Source organism: Pseudomonas sp. TH10 (genome assembly GCF_016651255.1).
Lineage (GTDB): Bacteria > Pseudomonadota > Gammaproteobacteria > Pseudomonadales > Pseudomonadaceae > Aquipseudomonas.
This window is the reverse complement of sequence record NZ_JAEKEG010000076.1, coordinates 1-24,047: the sequence shown is the minus strand read 5'-3', so window position 1 is coordinate 24,047 and position 24,047 is coordinate 1. Positions and strand designations below refer to the sequence as shown.

Genomic DNA, 24,047 nt, shown 5'->3' with positions numbered 1-24,047 from the left:
CCCTGCTGCGCCGGTTACTGCGTCCGTTGCTGGACCCGTACCGGCGTTACCGACACGCACGGTTGATTCACGCCGTGCGGGTGGCATTGGGTTTGCTGGCGACAATCCTGCTGACCACCGGCATCAACCTGCCCCACGGCGAGTGGGCTTCGGTGACCATGCTGGTGGTAATCGGCGGCTTGCAGCACCACGGCAACATCGGCAAGAAAGCCGCTGAGCGCGCCACCGGTACGTTGGTCGGTGCCGCAATCGGTCTGCTATTGGTGCTGCAGCAGGCGTGGCTCGGCATGCCGTGGCTGACCTACTTTGCGATGGCGGTGGTCTGCGGATTTTTCTCCTATCACGCCATTGGCAAGGGGGGTTACACCGCCCTGCTCTCGGCGATCACCGTATTCATTGTCGCCGGGCATGGCGACAACCCGATCACCGACGGCTTGTGGCGCGGAGTCGACATCCTCATCGGCATCGCCCTGGCCCTCGCGTTCTCTTTCGCTTTGCCGCTGTACGCGGTGTACTCGTGGCGCTACAACCTCGCCGATGCCTTGCGCGATTGCGCCACGGTGTACGGGCGAATCATCAGCGGCCAGCCGGTCAGCGCCGATGAGCATCTGAAACTGATGAGCCGTTTGGGCGCAGTCATGGTGCAACTGCGCTCACTGATGCCGTCGGTGTCCAAGGAAGTGAAGGTTTCCATGACCGAGCTCGACGCCCTGCAGCGCAACCTGCGCATGTGCGTGTCGACCCTGGAAATACTTGCCAACACCCGCCCCGAGGCCAGGGATCCAGCGGCCATGGGCCAGTTGCAAGCCCTGTTGAAAGCCGAGCACCGGCTGATTCGGGTGCAGCTGGTGGGCATGGCCCGGGCGCTGAAAACCGGCGCGTACCAGCGTCTCAACCGGCCTGTAGAGCCGGCGCCAGGCCCCAGCCTGGGCGAGCCGGTGTACAGCGCGCTGGACGGTAACCGGTTACTGATTCTGCAGTTGCTGGCCAACGTCGACCAGATGCGCCAACGCCTGGCGAAGACAGCGCCGCGGTGGAGTATTTGACCTACTGCGCCACCCGATGACGCAACCCCAGGCTCCACCCCTGCTGCATACCCGCCGCCGCCAGCAGAATCGCGGCGACGCCAATCCACTGCAGCATTTGCAGTTGATGACCAAACGCAAACCAATCGACAAAGATCGCCGCGATCGGATAGATAAACGACAACGCCCCGGTCAAAGCCGTGGGTAATTTCTGAATCGCCCCATACAGCAACACATACATTACCCCGGTGTGAACAATGCCCAGCGTCACCAGGCTGGCCCAGGCACTCGGCGCTTGTGGCAGTGCGGAAAAATGCGCGAACGGTGCCAGCAGCAGAACCCCGGTGCAGACCTGGATCAACGCGATCAAATGCGGGGCAGTACCGGTCAGGCGCTTGATGATCAAGGCCGCGATGGCATACAGAAACGCCGCGCCCAACGCCAGCGCGATGCCCATCAGGTAGTCATTGCCACTCTCGCCCTGAGTGCCGTGGGCACTGACAATCGCCAGCATCCCCATGAACGAAATGCCCAGCCAGAACAGTTTCTGCAGGGTAATTTTTTCATTGAGGAACACCGCCGCCAGCCCCACCAGCATGAACGGCTGGACGTTGTACACCGCCGTACCGATGGCAATCGATGCCCGGGAATAGGACGCGAACAGCAGCACCCAGTTGCCGACAATTGCCACGCCGCTAAGCACCGCCAGCAGAAACGTGGTGCGCGTCAACAGGCCGGGACGCAGGAAACCAAAGGCCGCGCAGATCAGCAGCAAGGTGCCGGCACCAAACACACAACGCCAGAACACCACGTCCAGCACCGGCTGCCCGGACACCAGCACAAACCAGCCGATGGTGCCGGAAATCAGCATGGCGGCGGTCATCTCGAATGATCCGCGACGGATTGATTTGTCCATCTTTTGACTCCTGTAATCGAAGCCAGATTATGCCCATCAGCTGCCCGGCGCCTCCATAGCAAAAAGCAGGCTAGAATCCCCATTTACCTTTTTTACAAAGGTGAATCTAATTATCTACCTAACGGAGGATTTGCCGTGACCGACGACATCGACCAGGTGCTGATCAAGGCCCTCATGGCAGACTCGCGACGCTCGCTCAAGGCCCTGGCAGGTATCAGCGGCCTGTCTTCGCCCAGCGTGGCCGAGCGCTTGCGCCGCCTCGAAGAACGCGGCGTGCTCAAAGGCTACACCGTCGAAATTGACCCGAAATGCTTTGGTTATCAGTTGCAGGCCATCGTGCGAGTGCGGCCACTGCCGGGACAACTGCAAGAAGTGGAACGGCAGATTCAGTCCATTCCCGAGTTCACCGAGTGCGACAAGGTCACCGGCGAGGACTGCTTCATCGCCCGTTTGCATGTACGTTCGATGGAGCAACTGGACACCCTGCTCGACCGCCTTAATACAATGGCTGAAACCAATACAGCGATCGTCAAGAAGACCCCGGTCAAGCGTCGCTTGCCGCCGATGGCTTGAGTGATATTTTGTTGCGAAACACGTAGATTGGATGTTTTACAGCTAAGGATTGGCAGCATGAAAATTCAGGTCATGGCATTGGCAGCGCTGATGCTCGCGGGTTGCGGTACGGTCCAGACGGTGGCGCGCGGCGACGCAGTAGCCTCCAGGATTCTCAAGGAACAGCAGAGTTATTGCGGCGCAGTCCCGCGTATCTACAGCGGCGTGATCTTCGACTTCTGCTACCTCAATGCCCCGCTCGAAAGAGGCCGCGAAGCCAATACGCCGACCACTGCGCCGGCCATCGTCCTGGTCGATGTGTTGCTGTCCGGCGTGATGGACACCCTGGTGCTGCCTTACACGATCTACCGGCAACAGGCCGACGGCAGCATTATGGTTGCCCGGTAACCGGGGTTGCAGGCAATAAAAAACCCGCCGAGGCGGGTTTTTTATTAGAGCCTGCGATCAATCATCGCGGCTCATGATGCCGAACAGCTGCAACAAGCTGACGAACAGGTTGTAGATCGATACATACAGGCTGATGGTAGCCATGATGTAGTTACGCTCGCCGCCGTGAATGATGGCGCTGGTCTGGAACAGAATGCAGACCGAGGAGAACAGCACAAAACCGGCGCTGATCGCCAGCTGCAGACCGCTGATCTGGAAGAAGAAGCTCGCCAGCGTTGCACCCAGCAACACGAAAAAACCAGCAGTGATGAAACCACCGAGGAAGCTCATGTCCTTGCGGGTGATCAGCACGTAAGCCGACAGACCGCCGAACACCAGCGCCGTCATCGCAAACGCCGAGCTGACCACTTCAGCGCCGCCCTGCATACCCAGGTAGCGGTTGAGGATCGGGCCAAGCAGGAAACCCATGAAACCGGTCAGCGCAAACGCGGACACCAGGCCCCACGCGGAATCACGGAGTTTGTTGGTGAGGAAGAACAGCCCGTAGAAGCCGATCAGCACCACGAAAATATTCGGGTAGCCAACACGCATCTGCTGAGCCACGAAAGCCATCACACCGCTGAATGCGAGGGTGAGAGCCAGTAAGCCGTAAGTGTTGCGCAGGACGCGGCTAACCTCTAGCTGCTCAGCCTGCACGCTGTTATTAACTGCGTAATCCTGTTCGCGCATGGCGACACTCCTGTTGGTTTGAAACGTTCAGTCGCAAAGATCATAACAGACGCTCTGTAACAAGCCATGCAGAGAGTTTGACAGTGTGTTTCATTCAGGTATTATGGCGCCCGCAACGCAACGGAGGTGTGGCCGAGTGGTTTAAGGCAACGGTCTTGAAAACCGTCGACTGTAACAGGTCCATGAGTTCGAATCCCATCGCCTCCGCCATATTTGTACCGACAAAGCCCTGATTATTCAGGGCTTTGTCGTTTCTGGGTTTGGGCTCCATCTGCTGTGTGCGTGCGAATTCTTGCACTTGTTTGCACGGATCCTCCCCTCCTGCGCTCCCCCCAGACGCCCCCTCCAGCTCCCGTCAATTCAACGACCAAAGCCATCCCGCCGCAGCAAAAAAAGTTGAACCGCTTTTGTACGCGCTCGCCTAATGATCAGCTTGTGAACATTTGCACAGGCACTGTGCCAATACCGGCATACTCCGAGAGGTGGTCAACGTGGCTAAAGACGAGAAAAAAGCAAAGGTGACGCTTCCAAAGCCAGCAAGGACTTGAAAGACAAAAAGTCATCACCGGCCAAGAAATCAGCGGCGGCTTCGGCGCTTTCGAAATCTTCCGACAAGAAAGACAAGAAAACAGAAGCTGAGCCGAAAAAATCTGCAAAAAAGGCTGATAGCAAGCCAGAGAAGGCCAAGAAAGCTGATAGCAAGCCAGAAAAGGCCAAGAAATCAGAGAAGTCAGACAAGCCGGCAAAAAGAAAAAGTGACATCTGCTGTCAGCTAGGGCGTTACGCCCTAGCCTCCTCAGGCCGCTGGTCACCCGGGGCTCAAGGAAGCCGCTTCACACGGGCTACGCGCTGACCGACACCAGATCATTGAACGCGTCGACATCCAGCGGTCGACTCAGGTAATACCCCTGTCCTTCATCGCATGACACCGCCTTGAGCAGTTTAAGGTGCTCGGCAGTTTCAATGCCCTCCGCAGTGACCGTCAGCGACAGTGCGCGCCCCAAGCCAACGATCGCGCGGATAATGGCCTTGTCATCCTCACTTTCATCCAGCCGGTTCAAAAAGCTGCGGTCAATTTTGAGACCGTCGAACGGGAATGCCCGCAAGTAACTCAGCGAGGAATACCCGGTACCGAAATCGTCCATGGAAATCCGCACGCCGAGGCGCTTGAGCGTGCGCATCACTTCCAGTGCGCCAGAAGCATCTTCAAGCATCACACTTTCGGTAATTTCCAGTTCTACCCGACCCGGGTCTATACCGGAATCCTTGAGTGCCCTTCTGAATGCGCTCCACCAGATTGCCGCGCTTGAACTCGGTAGACGACAGGTTGACTGATACGAACAAATGCTCCGGCCACTGCACCGCGCAATTGCAGGCGGTGTCGAGCACCCAGTTGCTCAGGGACAGGATCAACCCCGACTCCTCGGCAATGGGTATAAAGACATCCGGGGGTACCAGCCCACGCACGGGATGCTGCCAGCGCACCAGCGCTTCCGCCCCCACCATCTGCCCGTCGGCGATACGGTAGCGCGGTTGAAAATGCAGTTTCAGTTCGCCGTGCCTGATCGCGAACCGAAGGTCGTTTTCCAGGCGCCTGCGCTCGATGATCCTGGCGTTCATTTCACCTGCGTAAAAGCGCCAGGTATTGCGGCCTGCGGCCTTGGCCTCATACAGCGCGATATCGGCATAGCGCAGCAGTTCGGCCGCCTCGCATGCATCGTTTGGCGCCATGGCGATGCCGATGCTGGCACTGACGAACACTTCCTGATCGCCCACCACCACCGGCCCTTCGATGGATTCGATAAGGCGCTGACAGAGTGCTTCCACTTCCTCCTGGGAACTGACATCGGTGAGAATCAGCACGAACTCGTCACCGCCCACCCGAGCCACCAGGTCCCCGTTGCGTATGCAGTCTGCCAGGCGGCTTGATACTTCATTAAGCACACAGTCACCTGCCGCGTGCCCGAGCAAGTCATTCACCGGTTTGAATCGATCCAGGTCCAGGCTGAGCATCACCAGCGGTTGCTCCGCCGTCGGCACGGCCTTGAGCTTGCCGTCGAGGAACTCTTGCAGGCGTGTCCGGTTGGGTAACCCGGTCAAGGCGTCGTGCTGGGAAAGGAATTCGATACGGCGGCGGGCTTCGACCTCCTCGGTGACGTCCATGGCCGTACCGCGAAAGCCCTTGCCCGCCATGTCCCGAGCAGACAGACGGGTGATACGCTGGCGCCCCTGGCTATCGGCGAAATAGCACAGGATGCTGATGTCCGGGCGGCGATTCGGGATGCTCAGCCACTGGGTCAGCGTCCCTAATTCCGTGCTGAGCAGGGCATTGATGGATTCACCGATCCAGGAACTTCCAGAGAGGCCGGTCACTGCGTCAAAGCGATCCGACAAATAGGTGAAACACCCGCCCGTGTCTATTTCCCACACCCAGTCCGAGCTGGCCTCGACAACGTCGCGAAACCGCGCTTCGCTGGTGGCGAGTGCATCCTGGCTGCGTTTGAGCGTCGCAAAACTAGCATCCAGCACCCGTGCACCAGCGGTGGTGCGCCGCAGGATGGCCCAGGTCATCAGGCACACCAGCAGCGCCGCCAGGCCGATCAATGGCAAACCCACGCCCAGCAAACGCACGCCAGGGCTAGAAGGACGCCAATGCAGGCTGCCCGCCGAACCGTCGTCGCCTAACGCAAAAACCGAAGTCGCGTCGTCCGGGGTCGCGACTCGTAGTTGATTGATGCCGAACTCTTCGCCCATCTTCGCCAGTTTGGCATCGGTAAAAACATCCACGAAGATCAACACCGACGGTGGCCTGCCATCAGGCACCACGGTCGGATCAGTGCCCGGCGTGATGGCTGCTGCCGCCACCAGGGCCGGCACTCCGGCGATAGTGACGAATGTCGTCGTAGCCGTTTCCGTCTCAGCGCCCGCTCGGGCCTCGGCAAGAATTCCTGGCAAAGCCTGATGCAACCACTCGCTGGCGGCGACGGACTGCAGTTCACCTTCGATCACCGAGTAAACAGTGTGATCCACCGCATCAACGACAAACAAACCCTGGAAGCCGAAATCCGAATACAGGGTCGGCCCGACGTTTTGTCGCACGAAGGCCCAGTCGGGATCGACTTTGACATGCAAATGCCGGTAGGCATCGCCCCAGAAGGCGTAGTCCTTCACGGTTGTGCGCAGGGACTTTTCCAGCGATTGCACAGCCTTGCGGGTGTAGAAGGCACTTTCGACTTCTTCGTTCCGATCCAGGTCACGTGCCAGGTAAATGAGCGAGCAGCTGGCCAGGAAAAACACCCCGCCAGCAAGCCGACAAACTTGAACAGCGAGCCACGGGCCAGCGCTACGCTTGAGCGGTTGGACGATGCACAGCTGACAGCAGGTAGTTCATTGGGCATAGGTTCACGCTATTCGTTGAGGCAACCGCGCCTTAAAGCAAGTTATCGGCCGCTGTCAAAAAATAGTGAGTGCCCGGGTCACTACCGCCCGTCACCGATGAGCGAGCAAGCGCGCTGCAAGGGCCGGGCTATGCGCAGGGTTTGCATGCTAAAACCGAAACGCCACCCCCGTGGTCACGTTGATCGCATCCCCCGGATAGAAATTCGCCGAGTCATTGCCCCTGGCGTCATACGCCGTATTCGCCGCCGTGGCATAACGCTCATTGGTCAGGTTGCGCGCGTCGAGGAACACCTCCCACTTCTTGCCTGGCGCCTCGTACCCCACCTTCGCCCCCCAGACCGTGTACGAGGGTGCGCTGAGGGTATTGGCGAAGTCGACGTAGTAACTGGAAGCGGCGCGGGCGTTGAGTTGGGCATAGAAGCCGCTGTCCTGGCGATACTGCAGTTCGGCCTGATAGACCTGGCGGGGCAGGCTCGGCAGCTGGTTGTCGCCGAAGGTCGCGTCGTCGCGGTAGTGGAAGTCGTTGAAGGTGTAGGCCTGGCGCAGGGTAACCGAGTCGCCATTGCGCCCTTCCCACAGCAACGCATTGAGCCCGGCTTCGAGGCCCTGGTGAATGGTCTTGCTGCCGTTGGACGTCGCCACCAGTTGGTCCTGGGTGGCGCTCGCCTGGCGCACGACCACCGACAGCAGCTCTTTCTGGATCCACGAACGATAGACCGTCAGGCTGCCGTCGAAAATTCCGTGCCCGCCACGGATGCCGAATTCCACCGTGTTGCCTTTCTGTGGCCGCACGTCCCGGATGTAGGGAGTGCCGGTGCTGCCCAGCTGCCAGGTGACCGGCGGATCGATCGAGCGGCTGACGTTGCCAAACAGTTCGAATTCCGGGGTCAGCTGATAACGCAGGCCCAGGCGCGGGGCGATGTCGTGTTCGGTGTATTCGACGCCGTTGGGAAATTCGCTGGTATTGGTCCCGGTGGTGTATTCGATTTGCGCCTTGCGCTTGATATCGATAAACGAAAGGCCGCTGGAGAGCCAGGTGCGCTCACCCAATTGCAGCTCGTTGCCCAGGGAAAACACCGTGTCGCGCGAGCCGGTGTAGTTGGTTTCCTGCAGGCGTGTGCCACTGCCCCTGGCGTGGGATTTGACATCCGCCAGGTACGCGCGGGTACTGCTGAAGGTCAGGCTGCTGTCGCTGGGCAGACCGAGGAAGGTATCGCCGGTACGCAGGTAGCGCAGGGTCAGGCTGATGTCCTTTGAGCGCCAGTCCTGGGGCGTGGCGGAATAGCGCCAGCCGTTGTACAAGGGATAGTTGTTATAGCCCAGGCCCACTTCCAGCCTGGCGTTGTCGTCGAAGGTGTAGGTGGTCTTGCTGCCCAGCAGGGTCGAGCCGTCCTTGCGCCGGCCGGTGGGCACGTTGTTGCTTTTGGGGTCGTGCTTGAGCTGGTACTTGGTCAGCGTGTTGCCCTGGGTCAGGGTCTCTTCGCGATAACGCACGAAGAAGCGGGTCTCCAGCTTGGGGTTGAATACATGGCCAAAGTTGGCAACGATGCCCTGCCCTTCGTTCGGCGTGTTGTCCTGATACCCGTCGCGCTCGTTGTGCAACACACTCACGTAGTAATCGCTGTTGTCCACCACCCCGCCGGTACTCAGCTGCTGCTTGCGATAACCAAAGCTGCCGGCTTCGAAGCGCGCGTAATTGCCCGGGTCGGTGCGCCCGGTCTTGCTGACGAAGTTGATCGCGCCCCCAGGGACAAGGCCGAATACTTAAAGGCGTTGGCGCCGTACAGGACCTCGGTGTGATCCACCGAGGCCATGTCGAGCATGTCTTCCTGGGTGCCGCCAGGTCCGGTCAGCGGCAGGCCGTCGTAGAGGAATTTGATCCCCAGCACGTAGCCCTGATAGAAGGTGTTGAGCCCCGAGCCGCGGATCGAAATCTTGTTGGCGCCGGAGCCGCTGGTGGCCTGGGCGAAGACGCCGGGTTGCAGCGCCAACACGTCCTCGGCGTTGGCCGCCCGGCCGCGCTCGATCTCGCGGTTGTCCACCACCGCCGTTTGCCCGGCGACTTTTTTCAGCTCTCTTTGGGCTTTCTGCACTTCGCTGGCCTGGGCGCCGTTGACCACTACGGTCGCGAGCGTCGGATCAGTCGGCGCTGCAGCAACAGTGCCCTGGAGCAACATGCAAACAATTCCCAGGCCGGACACCGCCGTTAACGAGTCCGAACGCCGAGCGCGTGTTTCAAATTTTTCCCGCATTGATGGATACCCCTGGCCTGTTAATGGGTTGGAGCATCTATTCGTATAGTCGCGCTCGACGCTGGACTTTGCAGCCTTCGTGCCAGGGTAAAACGCAGCAAAAACAGGCCAATACGTGCATTCAACGAGACCGATCAGCACAGATTGTCCAAGCACTGTTGCGCCCCCGACAGTCAGGCCGGCACGGTATCCGCCTGCGCACTGAACTGGCGACTCCACAAGCGGAAATACTGCCCGCCCTGACTCAGCAATTCGTCGTGGCTGCCGTCCTCGATCACCCGGCCCTTGTCAAACACCAGGATGCGGTCCAGGTGCGCGACGGTTGACAGCCGATGCGCCACCACCAGCACCGTCTTGTCGCCCATGATTTCGTCCAGTTTGTCCTGGATAAAGCGCTCGGTAATCGAATCGAGGCTCGAGGTTGCTTCGTCCATCACCAGGATCGGCGCGTTCTTGAGCAGCACCCGGGCAATGGCGATGCGCTGGCGCTGGCCCCCGGACAATTTGACGCCCCGCTCGCCTACCAGCGACTCGTAACCGTCTTCCATGCTGTCGATGAATTCGCTGGCACCGGCGCGATGAATCGCCTCGGCCACCTCCTCCATCGAGGCATCCAGGCGCCCGTAATGAATGTTCTCGCGAATGCTGCGGTGGAACAGCCCGGGTTCCTGGGGAATCAGGCCGATTTGCTGGTGCAGGGAATGTTGCGTGGCGTCGCGCACATCGACGCCATCAATCAGCACCGCGCCCTGCTGAACATCGTAAAGACGCAGCAGCAGGTTGAGCAGCGTGGATTTTCCCGAGCCCGATGAACCCACCAGCCCCACCTTCTGCCCCGCCGGAATGAAAATATTCAGGCGCTGGAAGATCGGCTGGTCGGCACCGTAATTGAAGCCGACGTCGCGAAACTCGATATCCCCACGCTTGACCTGCAACGCCGTGGCACCGGGCCGGTCGATCACTTCATGGGGTCGAATCAGCGTGCGCACCCCATTGGCAATGTTGCCAGTGGCCTCGAAGAATTCGAGAAAGCGCCGGGACAGGTTGCCGACGTCGCTGATGATCAGCAGCGACAGGCTGGTGGACATGACAAACGCGGCGATGTCGATGCGCTGGTTGCGCCACAGGTACAGCGCCAGCAGCAACAACCCCAGCTTGAGCACCACGCCGCAACTGGTCTGGAACCAGCGAATCTTTTCCATGTAGCCCAGCGAGCGATAGGCCGCCGCCACTTCCTTGTCGAGAAACCGGCCCAGGTAGCTGTGCTCGAAAGCGTGGCGGGCAAACAGGCGAATGTTAGCCAGGTTGGACACCGCATCCACCACCTTGCCCGAGCTGGTGCTGCGCGACGCGGAGTACTGTTGCGCCAGCGGATGGCTACGCCGGGCCAGCAAGTAGCACACGGCAATAAACAGCAGCGACCAGCCGGCCATGAACAGTGCCAGCAAGGGCGAGGCTGTCCACAACAGCACAGTGGCCAGGCTCAGGGTCACCAGCAACGGGATCAGATCGAACAGCAGGATGCTCAGGGTCTGGTTGACCCCCAGGGCGATTTCGGAAACCCGGTGCGCCAGGGCGCCGGCGAATTCGTTGCTGATGAAACGGTGCGAGTGCTTCTGCACGTAGGCAAACACCACATGGGTGACTGTGCGCCGCTGCAACGGCAGGACGTGGATATGGCAACCGGCTGCGGCCCGAGTAAACAGCACTTCCAGCACCAGCAGTGCGCCGAACAGTGTCAGCGGCCACTGCAACACTTCGAACGCACGCTCGGCTTCCAGGCCATTGCTGACGGTGCGGGTAATCTGCCCCAGCCCCCAGGGGATCAACAGGGTGCAGATCACCGCAGCGATCTGCAGCAGCAGGATCGCCACGTACCAGCCCTTGAAATTGCCGATGAAAAATCGCACGAAAGCCCCGGGTGTCGCCGGCAAGTGCTGTACGTTCCAGTGAAGTTTTCGGTGATTGGATGGGGGCAGCGATGAAAAGGACCAAGTCATGACCAAGGGCATTCCTGAATAACGCCTGTGGCCGCGCAGCTTTCAGGCAAAAATGGGCACACGCGGTGCCCGGTTCAATGGTGCGAGTCCGGCCCCGCGCTTAAAACAGCCCCGAAGTCGGCGGTGGCGTGCCTTTCAATTGCCAGGCCCCAACCGCCGCGGCTTTCCAGTGCCGTGGGTTGTGATTGGCCACGGTGCGCGCATTGCGCCAATGGCGGTCAAGGTTGTGCGCGCGGCCGGTGGTGGAAGCGCCGCCAACGTCGAACACCAGTTCTGCGGCCTTGAGCGCCGACTCGGCCGCGATGTATTGCGCCTGGGCGACGGCAATGGCCGCCTGGTCCACCGCCTGGGGATCGAGGTCGCCGGCCCATGCCCGATCGATCGCCTCGGCTGCGCGCAGCACCACCGCTTCGGCCGTGAACGCACGGGCCGAGATGTCGCCGACACTGAACTCGACATAAGGATCATCCACCGACCGCGAGGCGCTGCTGTGCTTGATCGGGCGCGCGTGATCGTTGGCAAAGGCCACGGCATCGTTCAGCGCATTGCGCGCGATGCCTGCCTGCACGGCGGCCAGGAACAACTGCAGGAACGGCGTGACGATCGTGCGCTTGCCCTCCTCCACGGTGCGGGTGCGGATTTCATCCGAGCGCACCAGCACATCATGCAGATGAGTGGTGCCGCTGGCCGTCAGGCGCTGGCCCATCGCGTCGAAGTCATCGAGCAGCTCCAGGCCCTTGCGGTCACGCGGCAGGATGAACGACACCGGCTGCTCGTTCTCATCCAGAGCGACGGCGCTGACCCAGTCGGCATACAACGAACCAGTGCTGTAGTACTTGCTGCCAGTGGCCCGATAGTGCTCGCCGTCGCGCACGATCCGCGCGCTGATTGAACCGTTGGCGCCACCGACTTCCCAACCGGCATTACCCACCACGGCGCCCTGCAGGTAGCGCTCGAACCAGCGTTCGCGCTCGCCCTCCGCGCCCTGCGCACCAGACGCCAGCAAGCCCTCGATAAAGCCGAACCCGGGACGCAATGCCTGGGCGACATTGGAGTCGGCCGAAGCGATGCGCATCAGCAAGCCGATCACATCCTTGACCGAGCCTGCGGCGCCGCCAAAACGGGTCGGGATGCGCGTGGTGAACAGCCCCGCCTTGGCGATCTGCGCCACTGCCTCGTAAGGCAGTTGCCGCTCACGCTCGCGCTGCGCCGCACCGGCGGCAATCAGCGGCAGCAACACGTCCGCCCGGGCATTGAGTTCTTCCACCGAGGCAACCGGGGTCTTGGGTACGGCAGTCAACGTAGTCATGGCGATTCCTTGTTCAAGTCGAGCTTAAATGGCGATTTTCCAAAGCCGGGATTCATCGAACAGCCACCCCGGGTTTTCCGGTTCCAGTGGCGGCACGACCAGGGTCACGCCAGCGCCCGGCAGACGCGGCACCGCGCCGAGCAGACGCTGGGTGTATTCATGCTGCGGGCTGTGAAAGAGCGTCTCGACCGAGGCGCTTTCCACGACCTTGCCGTGGCGCATCACCAGCACTTCATCGCTGACGTGCCGGATCACCCCAAGGTCGTGGGAGATAAACAGATACGCCAGGCCCAGGGAGGCTTGCAGATCTGCCAGCAGGTCGAGCACCTGGGCCTGGACCGACACATCAAGTGCCGAGACCGGTTCGTCGCAGATGATCACTTTCGGGTTACTCGCAATGGCCCGGGCAATGGCCACGCGCTGGCGCTGGCCGCCCGACAGCTGCAAGGGGCGACGCTCGGCCAGCTCCCTGGGCAGGCGCACCTGGGTCAGTAATTCTGCGATCCGTGCGGTGTGCTGCGCGGTGGCAATGCCGGCGACATCCAGCGCATCGGCGAGGATTTGCCCGACGCTCCAGCGCGGGTCGAACGAACTCAGCGGGTCCTGGTAGATCACGCTGATGTCCCGTCGGTGCGGGCGCCGCTGCCGTTCTTCGATTCGCTGCGTGCCGGCACCGGACCAGGGCTGGCCGAGAAATTGCACCTGGCCGGCATCCGGTTCCAGCAGGCCAAGGACGATGCGGGCCACGGTGGTCTTGCCGGAACCGGACTCGCCGACGATGCCCAGGGTGCGCCCGGCGCGCAGCTCGAAACTCACGCCATCGACCACCTGGCGCGACTGCTGGTCAGGCCCCACGTAACGTTTACCCAACTGCGTGGCTTGCAACACCACGGGTGAGTCCGTGCCCGGCCGGGGTGGTGCGACCACGGCCGTGCGCTGCGGCGACAGCCGCGTGCCCCGCGCATGCTCGGCCGGCACCGCGTCGAGCAAGGTGCGGGTATAGGGATGGCGCGGGTGGCGCAGCACCTGGTCCATCGGCCCCTGCTCGACCACTTCGCCGTGGCGCAGCACCAGCACCTCATCGGCCAGCTGCGCGACCACGGCCAGGTCGTGGCTGATGATCAGCAATGAGTCGCCGCGCGCCTTGATCTCCTGCAGCACTTGCAGAATCTGCGCCTGCACCGTGGCATCCAGCGCCGTGGTCGGCTCGTCGGCGATCACCAGGCCAGGGCTCAGGGCCAGCGCACTGGCGATCAGGGCGCGCTGACGCAGGCCGCCGGACAACTGATCCGGTCGCTGGCGGGCACGCAGCTGCGGTTCGGGCACACCGACTTTTTCCAGCAGTTCGATCACCCGCCCGGCGCGGCTGCGACGGTCACCCCAGTTGTGCGTCTTGAGCACCTCGAGAATTTCCTTGCCCACCGGGCGCAGTGGGTCCAGCGACACCAGCGCGTCCTGCAGGACAAAACCGATGCCTTTGCCGCGCAAGTCGCGCCAGCCGCGTTCGGACAACCCGAGCAGATCCTGCCCGCCGTAACTCAGGGTCCGTGCGCTCACTCGCGCACCGGCTCCCGCCAGGCCGATCAGGCTGCGGGCGGTGACGCTTTTGCCGGAGCCGGACTCACCCACCAGGGCCAGGGTCTTGCCCGGGGCCAACGTGAACGACAGATCCCGCACCACCGACTGGCCGGCAAACTCGATGGACAGGCCCTCGACGATCAGATGTTTGTCACTCATGTCAGACGGCCCTCCAGGCGTTGTTGCAGGTAACGGCCAGCGACCGTGGTCGACAGCGTGGTCAGCACGATGAACAGCCCGGGGAAGAACGTCAGCCACCAGGCATTGGCAATGAAATCGCGGCCCATCGACAGCATCGTCCCCCACTCCGGCGCCGGTGGCCGGGCGCCAAGGCCGAGGAAGCTCAAGGCGGACGCCCAGACGATGGCCTGGCCGACGCCCATGGTCAGCGTGACGATCAGCGGGCGCATGGCGTTGGGCAGCAGCTGGCGCGTGATGATTCGCAGGGGTGGATGGCCAAGGGCTTTGGCCGCCTCGATGTACCCGGCATTGCGCACCGCCAGCACCTGGCCGCGGACCATTCGCGCATAGCCAGGCGCCCCGCCCAACCCGGTGGCCACGATCAGCGGGCCAATGCCGCTGCCGAACACCGCCACGAACAGCAGCGCAAGGATCAGGCTGGGGAACGCAAAGAGAATTTCCAGCAACCAGCCGACGCCGCGATCCAGGTAAGCGCCCCCAGGCCGCCGAGCAGACCGAGGACGATGGCAATGCTCATCGCCAGGGCGGTGGCGGCCAGGCCAATGAACAGCGACTGCCGGGTGCCGTGGATCACCCGGGAAAAGATGTCGCGCCCGGATTGATCGGTGCCGAACCAGTGCGCCCAACCGGGCGGATGGAAGGCATCGTGCGGCACGATCGCCAACGGATCGCTGTGGGCGAACCACTGCGGCAACAGTGCCGCGATAATCAGGAAGGCGAGAAAGCTGAAAGCCAGTAACGGCCCAAGGCGCCACTTGCCTGCACTACGCTGCACCCGAGTGCCGGGCAGCGGTGCTTCGAGGGTGAGTTCACTCATGCCGACTGCTCCTGTTGGCGCGGGTCGACCCACAGGTACAGCAGGTCGACGAGGATGTTGGCCAGGACGTATCCGGCGGCGACCACCAGGCTGATGCCGATGGTCAGCGGCAGGTCCTGAGCCTGCACTGCCTGGTACAACTGGCGACCCAGGCCCTTGCGGGAAAAGATCACCTCGATGACCACCGCGCCGCTGATCAGGGCGCCAATGGCCCAGCCCGACAACGAGATGCCGGGCAGCACCGCGTGGCGCAATGCGTGCCTGAAACGCACTGCCGTGTCGCTCAGGCCACGGGTGCGGGCGGTGAGCACGAAAGGTTGATCCAGGGTCATTTCCAGCGACTCGCGGGTGACCTGGGCGATAAATCCGGCCAGCGGAATGGCCAGCGCCACCGACGGCAACACCAGCGTGCGCCAGCCATCGCTGCCGGCTGGCGGGAACAGGCGCAGGCCGAAGGCGAACACCGCCAGCAACAGGATCCCCAGCCAGAAATGCGGCAGCGCCGCCGACAGCGTTTCGGCCAGGGAAGCCAGGCTCGACACCCAGCGCCGGCGTCCCGCCGTCAGCACGGTGAGTGCCAGCACCAACACCCAGGCCAGCAACAGCGAAGTGATGGTCAGTTCCAGCGTCGGCCATGACTGCTCGGCGAGCACCCGGGTGACTGGCAAATGCTGGGAATAGGACACGCCCAGGTCGCCCTGGACCAACCGCCCCAGGTACAGCACGTATTGCACCGCCAGGGGCTTGTCCAGGCCATATTCGCGTTTGGCCTCGGCAATGGTTTCTGCGGTTGGATTGCCACTCGGCCCGCCCAGGATCGCCAGCACCGGGTCCCCGGCATCAGGCGCAGGGCGAAAAACGTCAGCGTGGCGACCGCCCACAGCACCAGCACGCCTCCCAGCAGGCGCCACAGGGCACGCCGACCCAGGCGAACCAGGCGCTCGCGGCGCGGGTTGGGCCGTTCAGTGGCCAGGGTTTCACTCGTCATTTGTTCACCCATGCGTCATAGAGGTAGGTCACTGCCAGGGAAGGCTCCAGGCGCACGCCCTGGGTGGTCTTGTAGATGCCCAGGCGCGAGCTCTGCGGGTAGGTGGTCAGTTGCAGGTACTGACTGGAAGCCAGCTGCTGTGCCTGGTAATACAACGCCCGGCGCTGTTCGGCGTCCTGGGTGGTCAAGGCGCCCTGCACCAGGCCTTCGAACACCGGATCGGTGTAGCCGGCGGTGTTCTGGTGATAGCCACCGACACCGGCCGGGCTGATGAAATCGGCGCCGAAGATGATCCGCAGCACGTCGGCGGTGTTGGTGTTCCAGTAGCCCAGACGGATGTCGTAATCCCAGTCAGCCTGGCGCTTGGTGCTCTGCACGTCGCTCATTTGCTCGACGATCAGCTCGAAGCCGGCCAGGCGCGTGGTTGCTTGCACCTGCTCCCACAGGGTGTATTCCGAGGGCGGCGTGCGGTTGCCCATGATCACGCGTACCTGCAAGCGCTTGCCGTCACGGGTGCGATAGCCCTCGGCATCGCGCGTGGTCCAGCCGGCTTCGTCCAGCAGCCGCGCGGCCCTGGCCGGTTGGTAATCCTGGGCATGCTGGAAGTCCGGGCTGTAGAAACGCGTGGCCGAACTGAGCGGGCCCCCTGCCCGGGGAAACTCATTGAAGTAAACGCTCTTCAACGCCCCCTCGACATCGGCACTGCGCACAAACGCCTCGCGTACTTTCAGGTCATTGAACGGCGCGCGGGTGATGTTCAGCGTGCCATTGGTGGGGTTGCCCGGACGCTGGGCGATGATCAGCGCCAGGTCCGGATTGCGCCGGGCGGCTTCATGGGATTCGGGCGGCAGCGCCTCGATCACATCCACCTCGCCGGCTTGCAGCGAAGCAAAACGCACCGACGGCTCCTGAATGAATTTCCACACGATACGCTCGAGCCACGCCGGGCCCTGGTGCTTGGCGGTGGGCGGCGCCCAGTTGTAATCGGCATTGCGTACCAGCTCGACCTGGCTCTGGCGGTCCCAGCGCACCACCTTGAACGGCCCGCTGCCCACCGGGCTTTCGCAGTTCACATCACGCGGCCGCGCCAGTGCCGTGGGCGACTGGATACCGAGAAACCCTTGGGCCAGCACCTCCAGGAATGCAGCATAGGGTGTGGCGAGGTGCACGACCGCGGTGTGCGCATCCACCACGTCGGTGCTGCGGTACTGGCGGATGTAGCCGCCCGCAGTACTGGACTGGGTCTTCGGGTTGGCCATGTGATCGAGGTTGGCCTTGACCGCTGTCGCATCGAACGGTGTGCCGTCGGTGAAGCGCACGTCATCGCGCAGGTGGAAGGTGTACGCCAGGCCATCGGCGGAGACCTCCCAGCGCTTGGCCAGCCAGGGCCCGATGCGGCCTCCTTCATCCATCGACACCAGGGAGTCGAGGTACTGCTGCGCGACGAACACTTGCGGCATGTCCCCGCCCACATGGGGATCAAGGCAGGTGGGTTCGCGGTCAGTGGCGTACACCAGGGTCCCGCCGCTGACCGGCTGATCGCTGCGGGCAACAGCGGATTGAACCTGGTCGCAACCCATCAACAGGCCGCACATCGCAGCGAATCCAAGGAGGGGCAAATGCTTGAGCGACAAGCTGGATCGGCGGTCGTAAGGTCGCAAATAAGGGGCAAGTAATCGCATGGGTCCTGATGCCTATAGTCCGGGAACAGGGCTATTGCACAAGGCATGCCGGGATTTTTCGGCAGTAAACAGGGGGTTTCCGGCGCGAATCGGGCCTCTGAGCAAGGCCAGAAAGAACAATGTGCCCAGCAGCTGTTGATGGGCCAACAGTTGCTGTCAGTAATGCAGGAGTGAGCCTGCTCGCGATGCGGCGTGCCAGTCGACAACAATGGCGGATGCCAGCCCGCCTTCGCAGGCAAGCCAGCTCCCACAGTCTGGATCCTGGTACATCTGAAAGTGCCGGACCCTCGGCTCAAATCGCCAGTTGCAGATAGAACGCCACAGGCGCGCGTTCGGCTTCCAGGGTCGGGATCGCGTCGATCAGTGCCCGGGTGTAGGCATGTGCGGGGCGGTCGAACACGGTGCGCACCGAGCCGGACTCGACCACCACGCCGTCCTTCATCACCAGCACCCGCTCGCTGACGTGATTGATCACCCCCAAGTCATGGGAGATGAACAGGCAGGCCAGTCCCAGGCGCCGCTTGAGGTCGTCGAGCAGCTCGAGAATCTGCGCCTGCACCGACACGTCCAGCGCCGACACCGGTTCATCGCAGATCAGAATCTGCGGTTGCGACGCCAGCGCCCGGGCGATTGCGATGCGCTGGCGCTGTCCGCCGGACAGCTCAATCGGCCGACGTGCCAACAGGCTGGTATCGAGGCGAACCAGATCGAGCAACTCCACGGCCCGCTTGCGCCAGTCCCGGCGCGGCAGGCCCGCCACGGCCAGCGCCTCGAACAATACCCGCTGCACGGTGTAACGTGGATCGAAGGAGTTCAGCGAGTCCTGGAACACCACCTGTACCGCACGCCGCGCCTGGCGCTTTTGCCTGGCATCGAGTGCCGCCCAGCGCTGCCCGTTGATCCAGACATCGCCCGCGTCGGCGCTTTCCAGCCCGAGGATCAGGCGGGTCAAGGTCGTCTTGCCCGAACCCGACTCCCCGACGATGCCCAGGGTCTCGCCGCGACGAAGCTGCAACGACACCTGGTCCAGCACCGTACGCCGACGCTGGTCCGGGCCAATAAAGGATTTGCTCAGGCTGCGAGCTTCAAGCAACACCTCGCCCTGGGGTTCAAGCTCGGGCTCCACCACCGCGAGCAACCTGCGCGCCGGCTGGAAGTGCACCGCCCTGGCGGCCCGCAGCAGGGACTGGGTGTACCCATGCTGCGGATCCTGCAGCACCTGCTCGGCAGTGCCCTGCTCGACGATGACTCCATGGCGCATCACCGCCACCCGATCCGCCAGGCGCGAGACCACGGACAGGTCGTGACTGACCATCAACAGCGCGTTGTCCGCGCCGCGCAGGCTTTCCAGCAGGGCGATAACCTGGGCCTGCACCGTGGCGTCCAGGGCCGTGGTGGGCTCGTCGGCAATGATCAGCCGTGGATTGCAGGCGATGGCCGAGGCAATCAACGCCCGTTGCCGCAAGCCGCCGGACAACTGCCAAGGGTACTGGCGGGCGCGCAGCTCCGGCTCGGGTACGCCGACATCGCGCAGCAGCTCCAGCACTCGCAGCCGGCGCGCTTCCAGGCCCAATGCCGTGTGCAGCTGCAGCGGCTCTTCGACCTCGGCGCCCACCCGACGCAACGGGTCCAGTGCACCCAGCGCGTCCTGCATGACAAAGCCGATACTCGCCCCGCGCAAGCGCTGCCAGTCGCGCTCGTGCAGCTGCCGCAGGTCGATGCCCTGGAACGCCAGTTTGGCAGCATGTACCTGCGCGCCCCGGCCGGTGAGCCCGGCCAGGGTCCGCGCGGTCACGCTTTGCCCGAGCCCGATTCGCCCACCAACGCCAGGCATTCACCACGATGCAATTGCAGGCTCACGCCATGCAGCACCGGTTGCGCCTGGCCGAATCGTACGGTCAGGTCGCGGATATCAACCAACGGGCCGAGGGCCTGGATGTTTGCATTCATAGCGGTTTTCCTTCGCTGCGACGCAGCAGTTCGCGGCCGATGGCACTGATGGAGACGACGGTGAGGGTGATGATCAATGCCGGCCAGGCCACCAGCCACGGTGCATTCGCCAGGAAGCTGCGCCCGATCGCCATCATCGCGCCCCACTCCGGCGCGGGCGGCGGCGCGCCAAAGCCGAGGAAGCTCAGGGCGGCTCCGGCGGTAATGGTCCCGCCAATGCCAATGGTGGCGAGGATCAGCACCGGCTTGAACGCATTCGGCAGCACATGCCGCAGCACCACCGCCAGCTGCGACTGGCCGAGGGTCACCGCCGCTTCGACATAACCGGCATGGCGCACATTGAGCGTCTGCGCGCGCACCAGCCGGGCATAACGGGGCACCCCGGCAATGCCCACCGCGAGGATCAGGTTGGCCGTGCCCTGGCCGAAAAACGTGATGATCACCAGGGCCAGCAACAGGTCCGGAAACGCCAGCAGCACATCAATGCCGCGCATCAGCGCCGCGTCCAGCCAGCGCGGCCCAAGCCCCGACGCCAGGCCCAGTACCGCGCCCCAGGACAGGCCCAGCGCGGTGGCGGCCAGGCCCATGAACAACGACGAGCGCACCCCGTGAATCAACCGGCTGAGGACATCCCGGCCATTTTCATCGGTGCCCAGCCAATGCAGCTCGCTGGGTGGCTGAAACGCCAGGCGGGCCGACGCGTCAAGCGGGTCGAACGGCGCCAGCGCCCCCGGAATCGCCGCCGCCAGGAGCAACAGCAGCACGAACAGCCCGGCCAGCCACAGACCCGGGCGCACCTGGCCGAGCCTGGCCAGGCGCAGCGGCCGATAACCACCCTCGCCCGCTGCCGGTCCCACAATCACCGTCGCAAGTGTCTGCGCCATTCACCTTTCCTTTTGTCGAGCCAAGTCAATCTGCGTGCGCCTCGGGTCACGGCGCGGGATTGGGAATTCGCTGGTGGATCGCCTGGACCTGCGCCCGCACCTCGTCACTGAGCGTGACGTCCAGCGCGCCGAGGTTGTCGCGCAACTGCGCCAGGCTGGTTTGCCCGGTCAAGGCACTGGCCACGAACGGCTTGTCGATGACATAGGCCAGCGCCAGTTGCGCAGCGCTCAAGTTGTGCTGTCTGGCGATCTGCACATAACCGGCGATGGCTTCCTGCGCGGAGGCACTGTCATACCGGTTGAAGGTGCGATACACCGAAGACAGCCGCGAACCTTCGGGACGTGCGCCCCCCAGGTACTTGCCGGTGAGCGCACCAAACGCCAGGGGCGAGTACGCCAGCAGGCCGACGCCCTCGCGATGACTGAACTCCGACAGGCCGCCCTCGTACAGGCGATTAAGCAGGCTGTAGGGGTTCTGCACGCTGACAATGCGCGGCAGCCCCAGGCGCTCGCTGTGCTTGAGAAATTCGGCCACGCCCCAGGGCGTTTCGTTGGACACGCCAATGTGCCGCACCTTGCCAGCCTTGACCTGCTCGGCCAGCACCGTGAGGGTTTCCTCGATGACGACGCTCTCGGCATCGTCCTGGTAAGGGTATTCACGCTGGCCGAAAAAGTTGGTCTTGCGATCGGGCCAGTGCAGCTGATACAGGTCCAGGTAGTCGGTGTGCAGGCGCTTGAGGCTGCCGTCCAGGGCCTCGACGATGTTGCGCCGATCATGCCGGCTGAGGCCATCGCGAATATGGTTCTGCCCTGCCGGATCCCGCGCCGGACCGGCGATTTTACTCGCCAGCACCACGTCGCCGCGCCGGCCACTGTTGGCCAGCCAGCTGCCGATGTAGCGCTCGGTAGTGCGCCAGGTTTCGGCCTGGGTCGGCGTCGGATACATCTCGGCGGTGTCGATGAAATTGATGCCTTCGGCCAGGGCCAGCTCGATCTGCTGGTGGGCATCGCTTTCACTGTTCTGGTGGCCCCAGGTCATGGTGCCCAGGCCCAGCACGCTGACTTGCAGATCACTGTTGCCTAATTGACGGTAACGCATGGTTCATCCTTTTGTTTAAACAGAGAAACCGCCCAGGCTCAGGCCCGCAGCGCGTATTGATTACCGGGAAACGGCAAGCCAAGGTGCTCGCGCAAGGTGCTGCCGGTGTATTCGTGACGAAACAGGCCGCGCTTTTGCAGCAGCGGCACCACCTCGTCGACGAAGATCTCGACGCCGGAGGGGAACATGTCCGGCATGATGTTGAAGCCGTCTGCGGCGTGCGCCAGGTACCAGTGCGACAAGGTCTCGGCGACCTGCTCGGGGTGCCCACCAGCAACCGATGGCCTACCAGGATGCGCCGCGACAATTGGCGAATGCTCAGGTTTTCCCGCCGCGCCAGGTTCAACTGTGCCTCGAGAAACCCCTGGGAGCCGCGCTCGAAATCCGCCACCGCGCCAATGCGCTCCCACGGCAGCGGCGCGTCCGGATCCAGCTCGCTGGCGGCAATGCCGACCCGCCCCGCCACCTGTTCCAGCAAGCCGTGTTCGCCGTGCCAGGCATTGAGCTCATCAAATCGCGCATGGGCCTCGGCCTCGGTACTGCCGATCACCGTCGACAGGCCCGGCATGATCTTCAGGTACTGCGGGTTGCGTCCCCAGCCGAGGGCGCGTTCTTTCATTTCCTGATAGAAAAACTGCCCGTCTTCGAGGGTCGTCTGGGTGGTGAAAATCGCATCGGCGTAACGCGAGCCCAGGGCCTTGCCACCCTCGGACGAACCGGCCTGCACCAGCACCGGCCGGCCTTGGGGCGAGCGCGGGACGTTCAAGGGGCCCTTGACGCTGAAATGCTTGCCCACAAAATCGATGGTGTGGACTTTTGCCGGGTCGGCAAAACGCCCGGAGCGCGCATCGCCGATGATTGCGTCCTCTTCCCAGCTGTCCCACAGCTTCACCGTGACGTCGATGAATTCGTCGGCGCGGGCGTAGCGATCCACGTGCAAGGGCGCACCGGCCAGACCGAAGTTCTGCGCGGCGGCGTCACCGGCATTGGTCACCACATTCCAGGCCGCGCGCCCACCGCTGATATGGTCCAGCGAAGCGAAGCGCCGGGCGATGTTGAACGGATCGTTGTAGGTGCTGGACGCAGTGGCGATCACCCCGATGCGCTGGGTGGCGAGTGCCACGGCGGTCAGCAACACCGTGGGTTCCAGGCGCCCGGCGGGCTGGACGGCGACATCGCCACCCAGCGCCGGACCGTCGGCCAGGAAGATCGCATCCAGGCACCCGCGCTCGGAGATCCGCGCGATGTTGCGGTAGTACTCCACGTCCAGATACGCCGTGGCGGGCACTTCGGCCGCACGCCAGGCGCCCGAGTGCGCGCCGAAGCCGAGGATGTTCATGCCCAGGCTCATCTGTCCTTCACGGGTATTGCTCGATGCTTTGCTCATACGGCACTCGCTTCGTCACGGGCGCCGCCGGCCTGCTGCGCGGCATCGGCTGCCTGCAGCTGGCGCCAGGCGGCGTTGGGGCTGATGTGGTTGAGGTAGTAGTTACCCAGCGCACGCTCGCGCAGGATCGCCGGGTTATGCGAGGCCAGCGTGCGGGCATTGCGCCAATGCCGATCAAGGCGTCGCGACTCGCTGGTGGCGGAGGCCCCGCCCACTTCAAACAGCAAGGTAGTGGCCTCCAGCACTTGTTCGAGCACGATCTGCTGCGCCTGATAAGCGCGAATTTCCGCCTCGGTGTAATGCTGCTCGCTGGCATACCCGCCCTGCTCGGCGTCATGCACCTCCTGCAGCACCTGCGCCACCGCCAGCACCTGGGTACGGGCGGCATAGGCCAGGCTGGACAAACGTCCGATCACCCGTTGCACCAGCGGATCGTCCTTGGGGCTGGACTGCCCCGGGATGCCAAAGGCGCGGGTGCGGCCCTGGACGAACCCGGTGGCGTCACGCAGCACCGCATTGGCGATGCCGGCCAGCGTGGCGAGGTGGAACAGCTGATAGAAAGCGGTCAGGTACGATTCGGCGCGCAACTCGTCTTTTTTGAAACGACGCACGATGTGCGCGACCGGCACCTTCACCCCGTGGAAGCGCGTAGTGCCACTGCCCGTCAGGCGCTGGCCGAAACCGTCCCAGTCGTCCTCGACCGTCACTCCCGGCGCATCGGTGGGCACCGCCACGCTGACAAAATCATCGCCGTCCAGGGCCACCGCCGCAATCCAGTTCGCGTACAGCGTGCCGGTGCAATAGTACTTCTCGCCATCGAGCAGCCAGCCCGCCTGGTCATTGCCCGGCTCCACGGCGCTCAGAGGTCACC

General features: G+C 63.1%; 16 protein-coding genes, 1 tRNA gene and 5 pseudogenes. 5 read left to right on the top strand and 17 right to left on the bottom strand.

Annotation, left to right across the window (positions count from 1 at the left end):
• Positions 1 to 2: 2 nt before the first annotated feature.
• Positions 3 to 1,046, top strand: a complete 1,044-nt coding sequence (locus JFT80_RS12245; RefSeq protein WP_201148056.1) for an FUSC family protein — start codon at positions 3 to 5, stop codon at positions 1,044 to 1,046.
• 1 nt (position 1,047) lies between these two features.
• On the opposite strand, the gene JFT80_RS12240 is transcribed toward JFT80_RS12245, so the two are convergent.
• Positions 1,048 to 1,941, bottom strand: coding sequence for a DMT family transporter (locus JFT80_RS12240; RefSeq protein WP_201148039.1), 894 nt, complete (start codon positions 1,939 to 1,941; stop codon positions 1,048 to 1,050).
• Between the two features lie 135 nt (positions 1,942 to 2,076).
• Between JFT80_RS12240 and JFT80_RS12235 the strand changes: the two genes are divergently transcribed.
• Positions 2,077 to 2,514: an Lrp/AsnC family transcriptional regulator gene (locus JFT80_RS12235; protein WP_201148038.1), complete on the top strand. Its 438-nt coding sequence runs from the start codon at positions 2,077 to 2,079 to the stop codon at positions 2,512 to 2,514.
• Between the two features lie 57 nt (positions 2,515 to 2,571).
• The gene (locus JFT80_RS12230) at positions 2,572 to 2,901 is read left to right on the top strand and encodes a YceK/YidQ family lipoprotein (protein WP_122839539.1); all 330 of its coding nucleotides are present in this window, start codon (positions 2,572 to 2,574) and stop codon (positions 2,899 to 2,901) included.
• Between the two features lie 57 nt (positions 2,902 to 2,958).
• Here the strand turns inward: JFT80_RS12230 and JFT80_RS12225 are convergent, their stop codons facing one another.
• Positions 2,959 to 3,630, bottom strand: coding sequence for a Bax inhibitor-1/YccA family protein (locus JFT80_RS12225; protein WP_008006561.1), 672 nt, complete (start codon positions 3,628 to 3,630; stop codon positions 2,959 to 2,961).
• A 122-nt stretch (positions 3,631 to 3,752) separates the two neighbouring features.
• On the opposite strand from JFT80_RS12225, the gene JFT80_RS12220 reads away from it, so the two are divergent.
• Both JFT80_RS12220 and JFT80_RS12215 read left to right on the top strand, forming a co-directional pair.
• Positions 3,753 to 3,840: transfer RNA gene (locus tag JFT80_RS12220), tRNA-Ser, on the top strand.
• Positions 3,841 to 4,112: 272 nt separating this feature from the next.
• Positions 4,113 to 4,384: pseudogene (locus tag JFT80_RS12215) on the top strand (hypothetical protein); the annotation flags it as partial.
• An 88-nt stretch (positions 4,385 to 4,472) separates the two neighbouring features.
• Here JFT80_RS12215 and JFT80_RS24855 read toward each other — a convergent pair.
• The 15 genes and pseudogenes from JFT80_RS24855 to JFT80_RS12150 form a co-directional block, all read right to left on the bottom strand.
• Positions 4,473 to 7,028 (bottom strand): annotated as a pseudogene (locus JFT80_RS24855) (EAL domain-containing protein).
• Between the two features lie 148 nt (positions 7,029 to 7,176).
• Positions 7,177 to 8,661 (bottom strand): TonB-dependent receptor, encoded by a 1,485-nt coding sequence (locus JFT80_RS12205; protein ID WP_307833082.1) that lies wholly within the window; start codon positions 8,659 to 8,661, stop codon positions 7,177 to 7,179.
• Between the two features lie 14 nt (positions 8,662 to 8,675).
• Positions 8,676 to 9,206, bottom strand: coding sequence for a TonB-dependent receptor plug domain-containing protein (locus JFT80_RS24215; RefSeq protein ID WP_242482912.1), 531 nt, complete (start codon positions 9,204 to 9,206; stop codon positions 8,676 to 8,678).
• A 248-nt stretch (positions 9,207 to 9,454) separates the two neighbouring features.
• Entirely contained in the window at positions 9,455 to 11,281 is a 1,827-nt protein-coding gene (locus tag JFT80_RS12200) for an ABC transporter ATP-binding protein (RefSeq protein WP_201148037.1), read from the bottom strand.
• 100 nt (positions 11,282 to 11,381) lie between these two features.
• A complete protein-coding gene (locus tag JFT80_RS12195; protein ID WP_201148036.1) occupies positions 11,382 to 12,590 on the bottom strand; it encodes an acyl-CoA dehydrogenase family protein in 1,209 nt (402 codons plus the stop codon).
• Between the two features lie 24 nt (positions 12,591 to 12,614).
• Positions 12,615 to 14,327, bottom strand: a complete 1,713-nt coding sequence (locus JFT80_RS12190; RefSeq protein WP_122839533.1) for an ABC transporter ATP-binding protein — start codon at positions 14,325 to 14,327, stop codon at positions 12,615 to 12,617.
• Positions 14,324 to 15,186, bottom strand: a pseudogene (locus JFT80_RS25135) (ABC transporter permease). Before JFT80_RS25135 ends, JFT80_RS12190 begins: the two are co-directional and overlap by 4 nt.
• Positions 15,183 to 16,186 (bottom strand): annotated as a pseudogene (locus JFT80_RS12180) (ABC transporter permease). The pseudogenes JFT80_RS25135 and JFT80_RS12180 overlap by 4 nt, the downstream one beginning before the upstream one ends.
• Positions 16,171 to 17,769, bottom strand: coding sequence for an ABC transporter substrate-binding protein (locus JFT80_RS12175; protein WP_242482909.1), 1,599 nt, complete (start codon positions 17,767 to 17,769; stop codon positions 16,171 to 16,173). Before JFT80_RS12175 ends, JFT80_RS12180 begins: the two are co-directional and overlap by 16 nt.
• A gap of 379 nt (positions 17,770 to 18,148) precedes the next feature.
• Complete coding sequence (locus JFT80_RS12170) at positions 18,149 to 19,651, bottom strand: ABC transporter ATP-binding protein (RefSeq protein ID WP_307833081.1); 1,503 nt, start codon at positions 19,649 to 19,651, stop codon at positions 18,149 to 18,151.
• Positions 19,648 to 19,806: an ATP-binding cassette domain-containing protein gene (locus JFT80_RS24200; protein WP_242482907.1), complete on the bottom strand. Its 159-nt coding sequence runs from the start codon at positions 19,804 to 19,806 to the stop codon at positions 19,648 to 19,650. Before JFT80_RS24200 ends, JFT80_RS12170 begins: the two co-directional genes overlap by 4 nt.
• The gene (locus JFT80_RS12165) at positions 19,803 to 20,690 is read right to left on the bottom strand and encodes an ABC transporter permease (protein WP_201148034.1); all 888 of its coding nucleotides are present in this window, start codon (positions 20,688 to 20,690) and stop codon (positions 19,803 to 19,805) included. Before JFT80_RS12165 ends, JFT80_RS24200 begins: the two co-directional genes overlap by 4 nt.
• A 46-nt stretch (positions 20,691 to 20,736) precedes the next feature.
• Positions 20,737 to 21,789, bottom strand: coding sequence for an NADP(H)-dependent aldo-keto reductase (locus JFT80_RS12160; protein WP_201148033.1), 1,053 nt, complete (start codon positions 21,787 to 21,789; stop codon positions 20,737 to 20,739).
• Entirely contained in the window at positions 21,761 to 23,176 is a 1,416-nt protein-coding gene (locus tag JFT80_RS12155; RefSeq protein ID WP_242482906.1) for an NtaA/DmoA family FMN-dependent monooxygenase, read from the bottom strand. The genes JFT80_RS12160 and JFT80_RS12155 overlap by 29 nt, the downstream gene beginning before the upstream one ends.
• A pseudogene (locus JFT80_RS12150) lies at positions 23,173 to 24,006 on the bottom strand (acyl-CoA dehydrogenase); the annotation flags it as partial. The pseudogene JFT80_RS12150 and the gene JFT80_RS12155, both read right to left, overlap by 4 nt.
• Positions 24,007 to 24,047 lie beyond the last annotated feature (41 nt).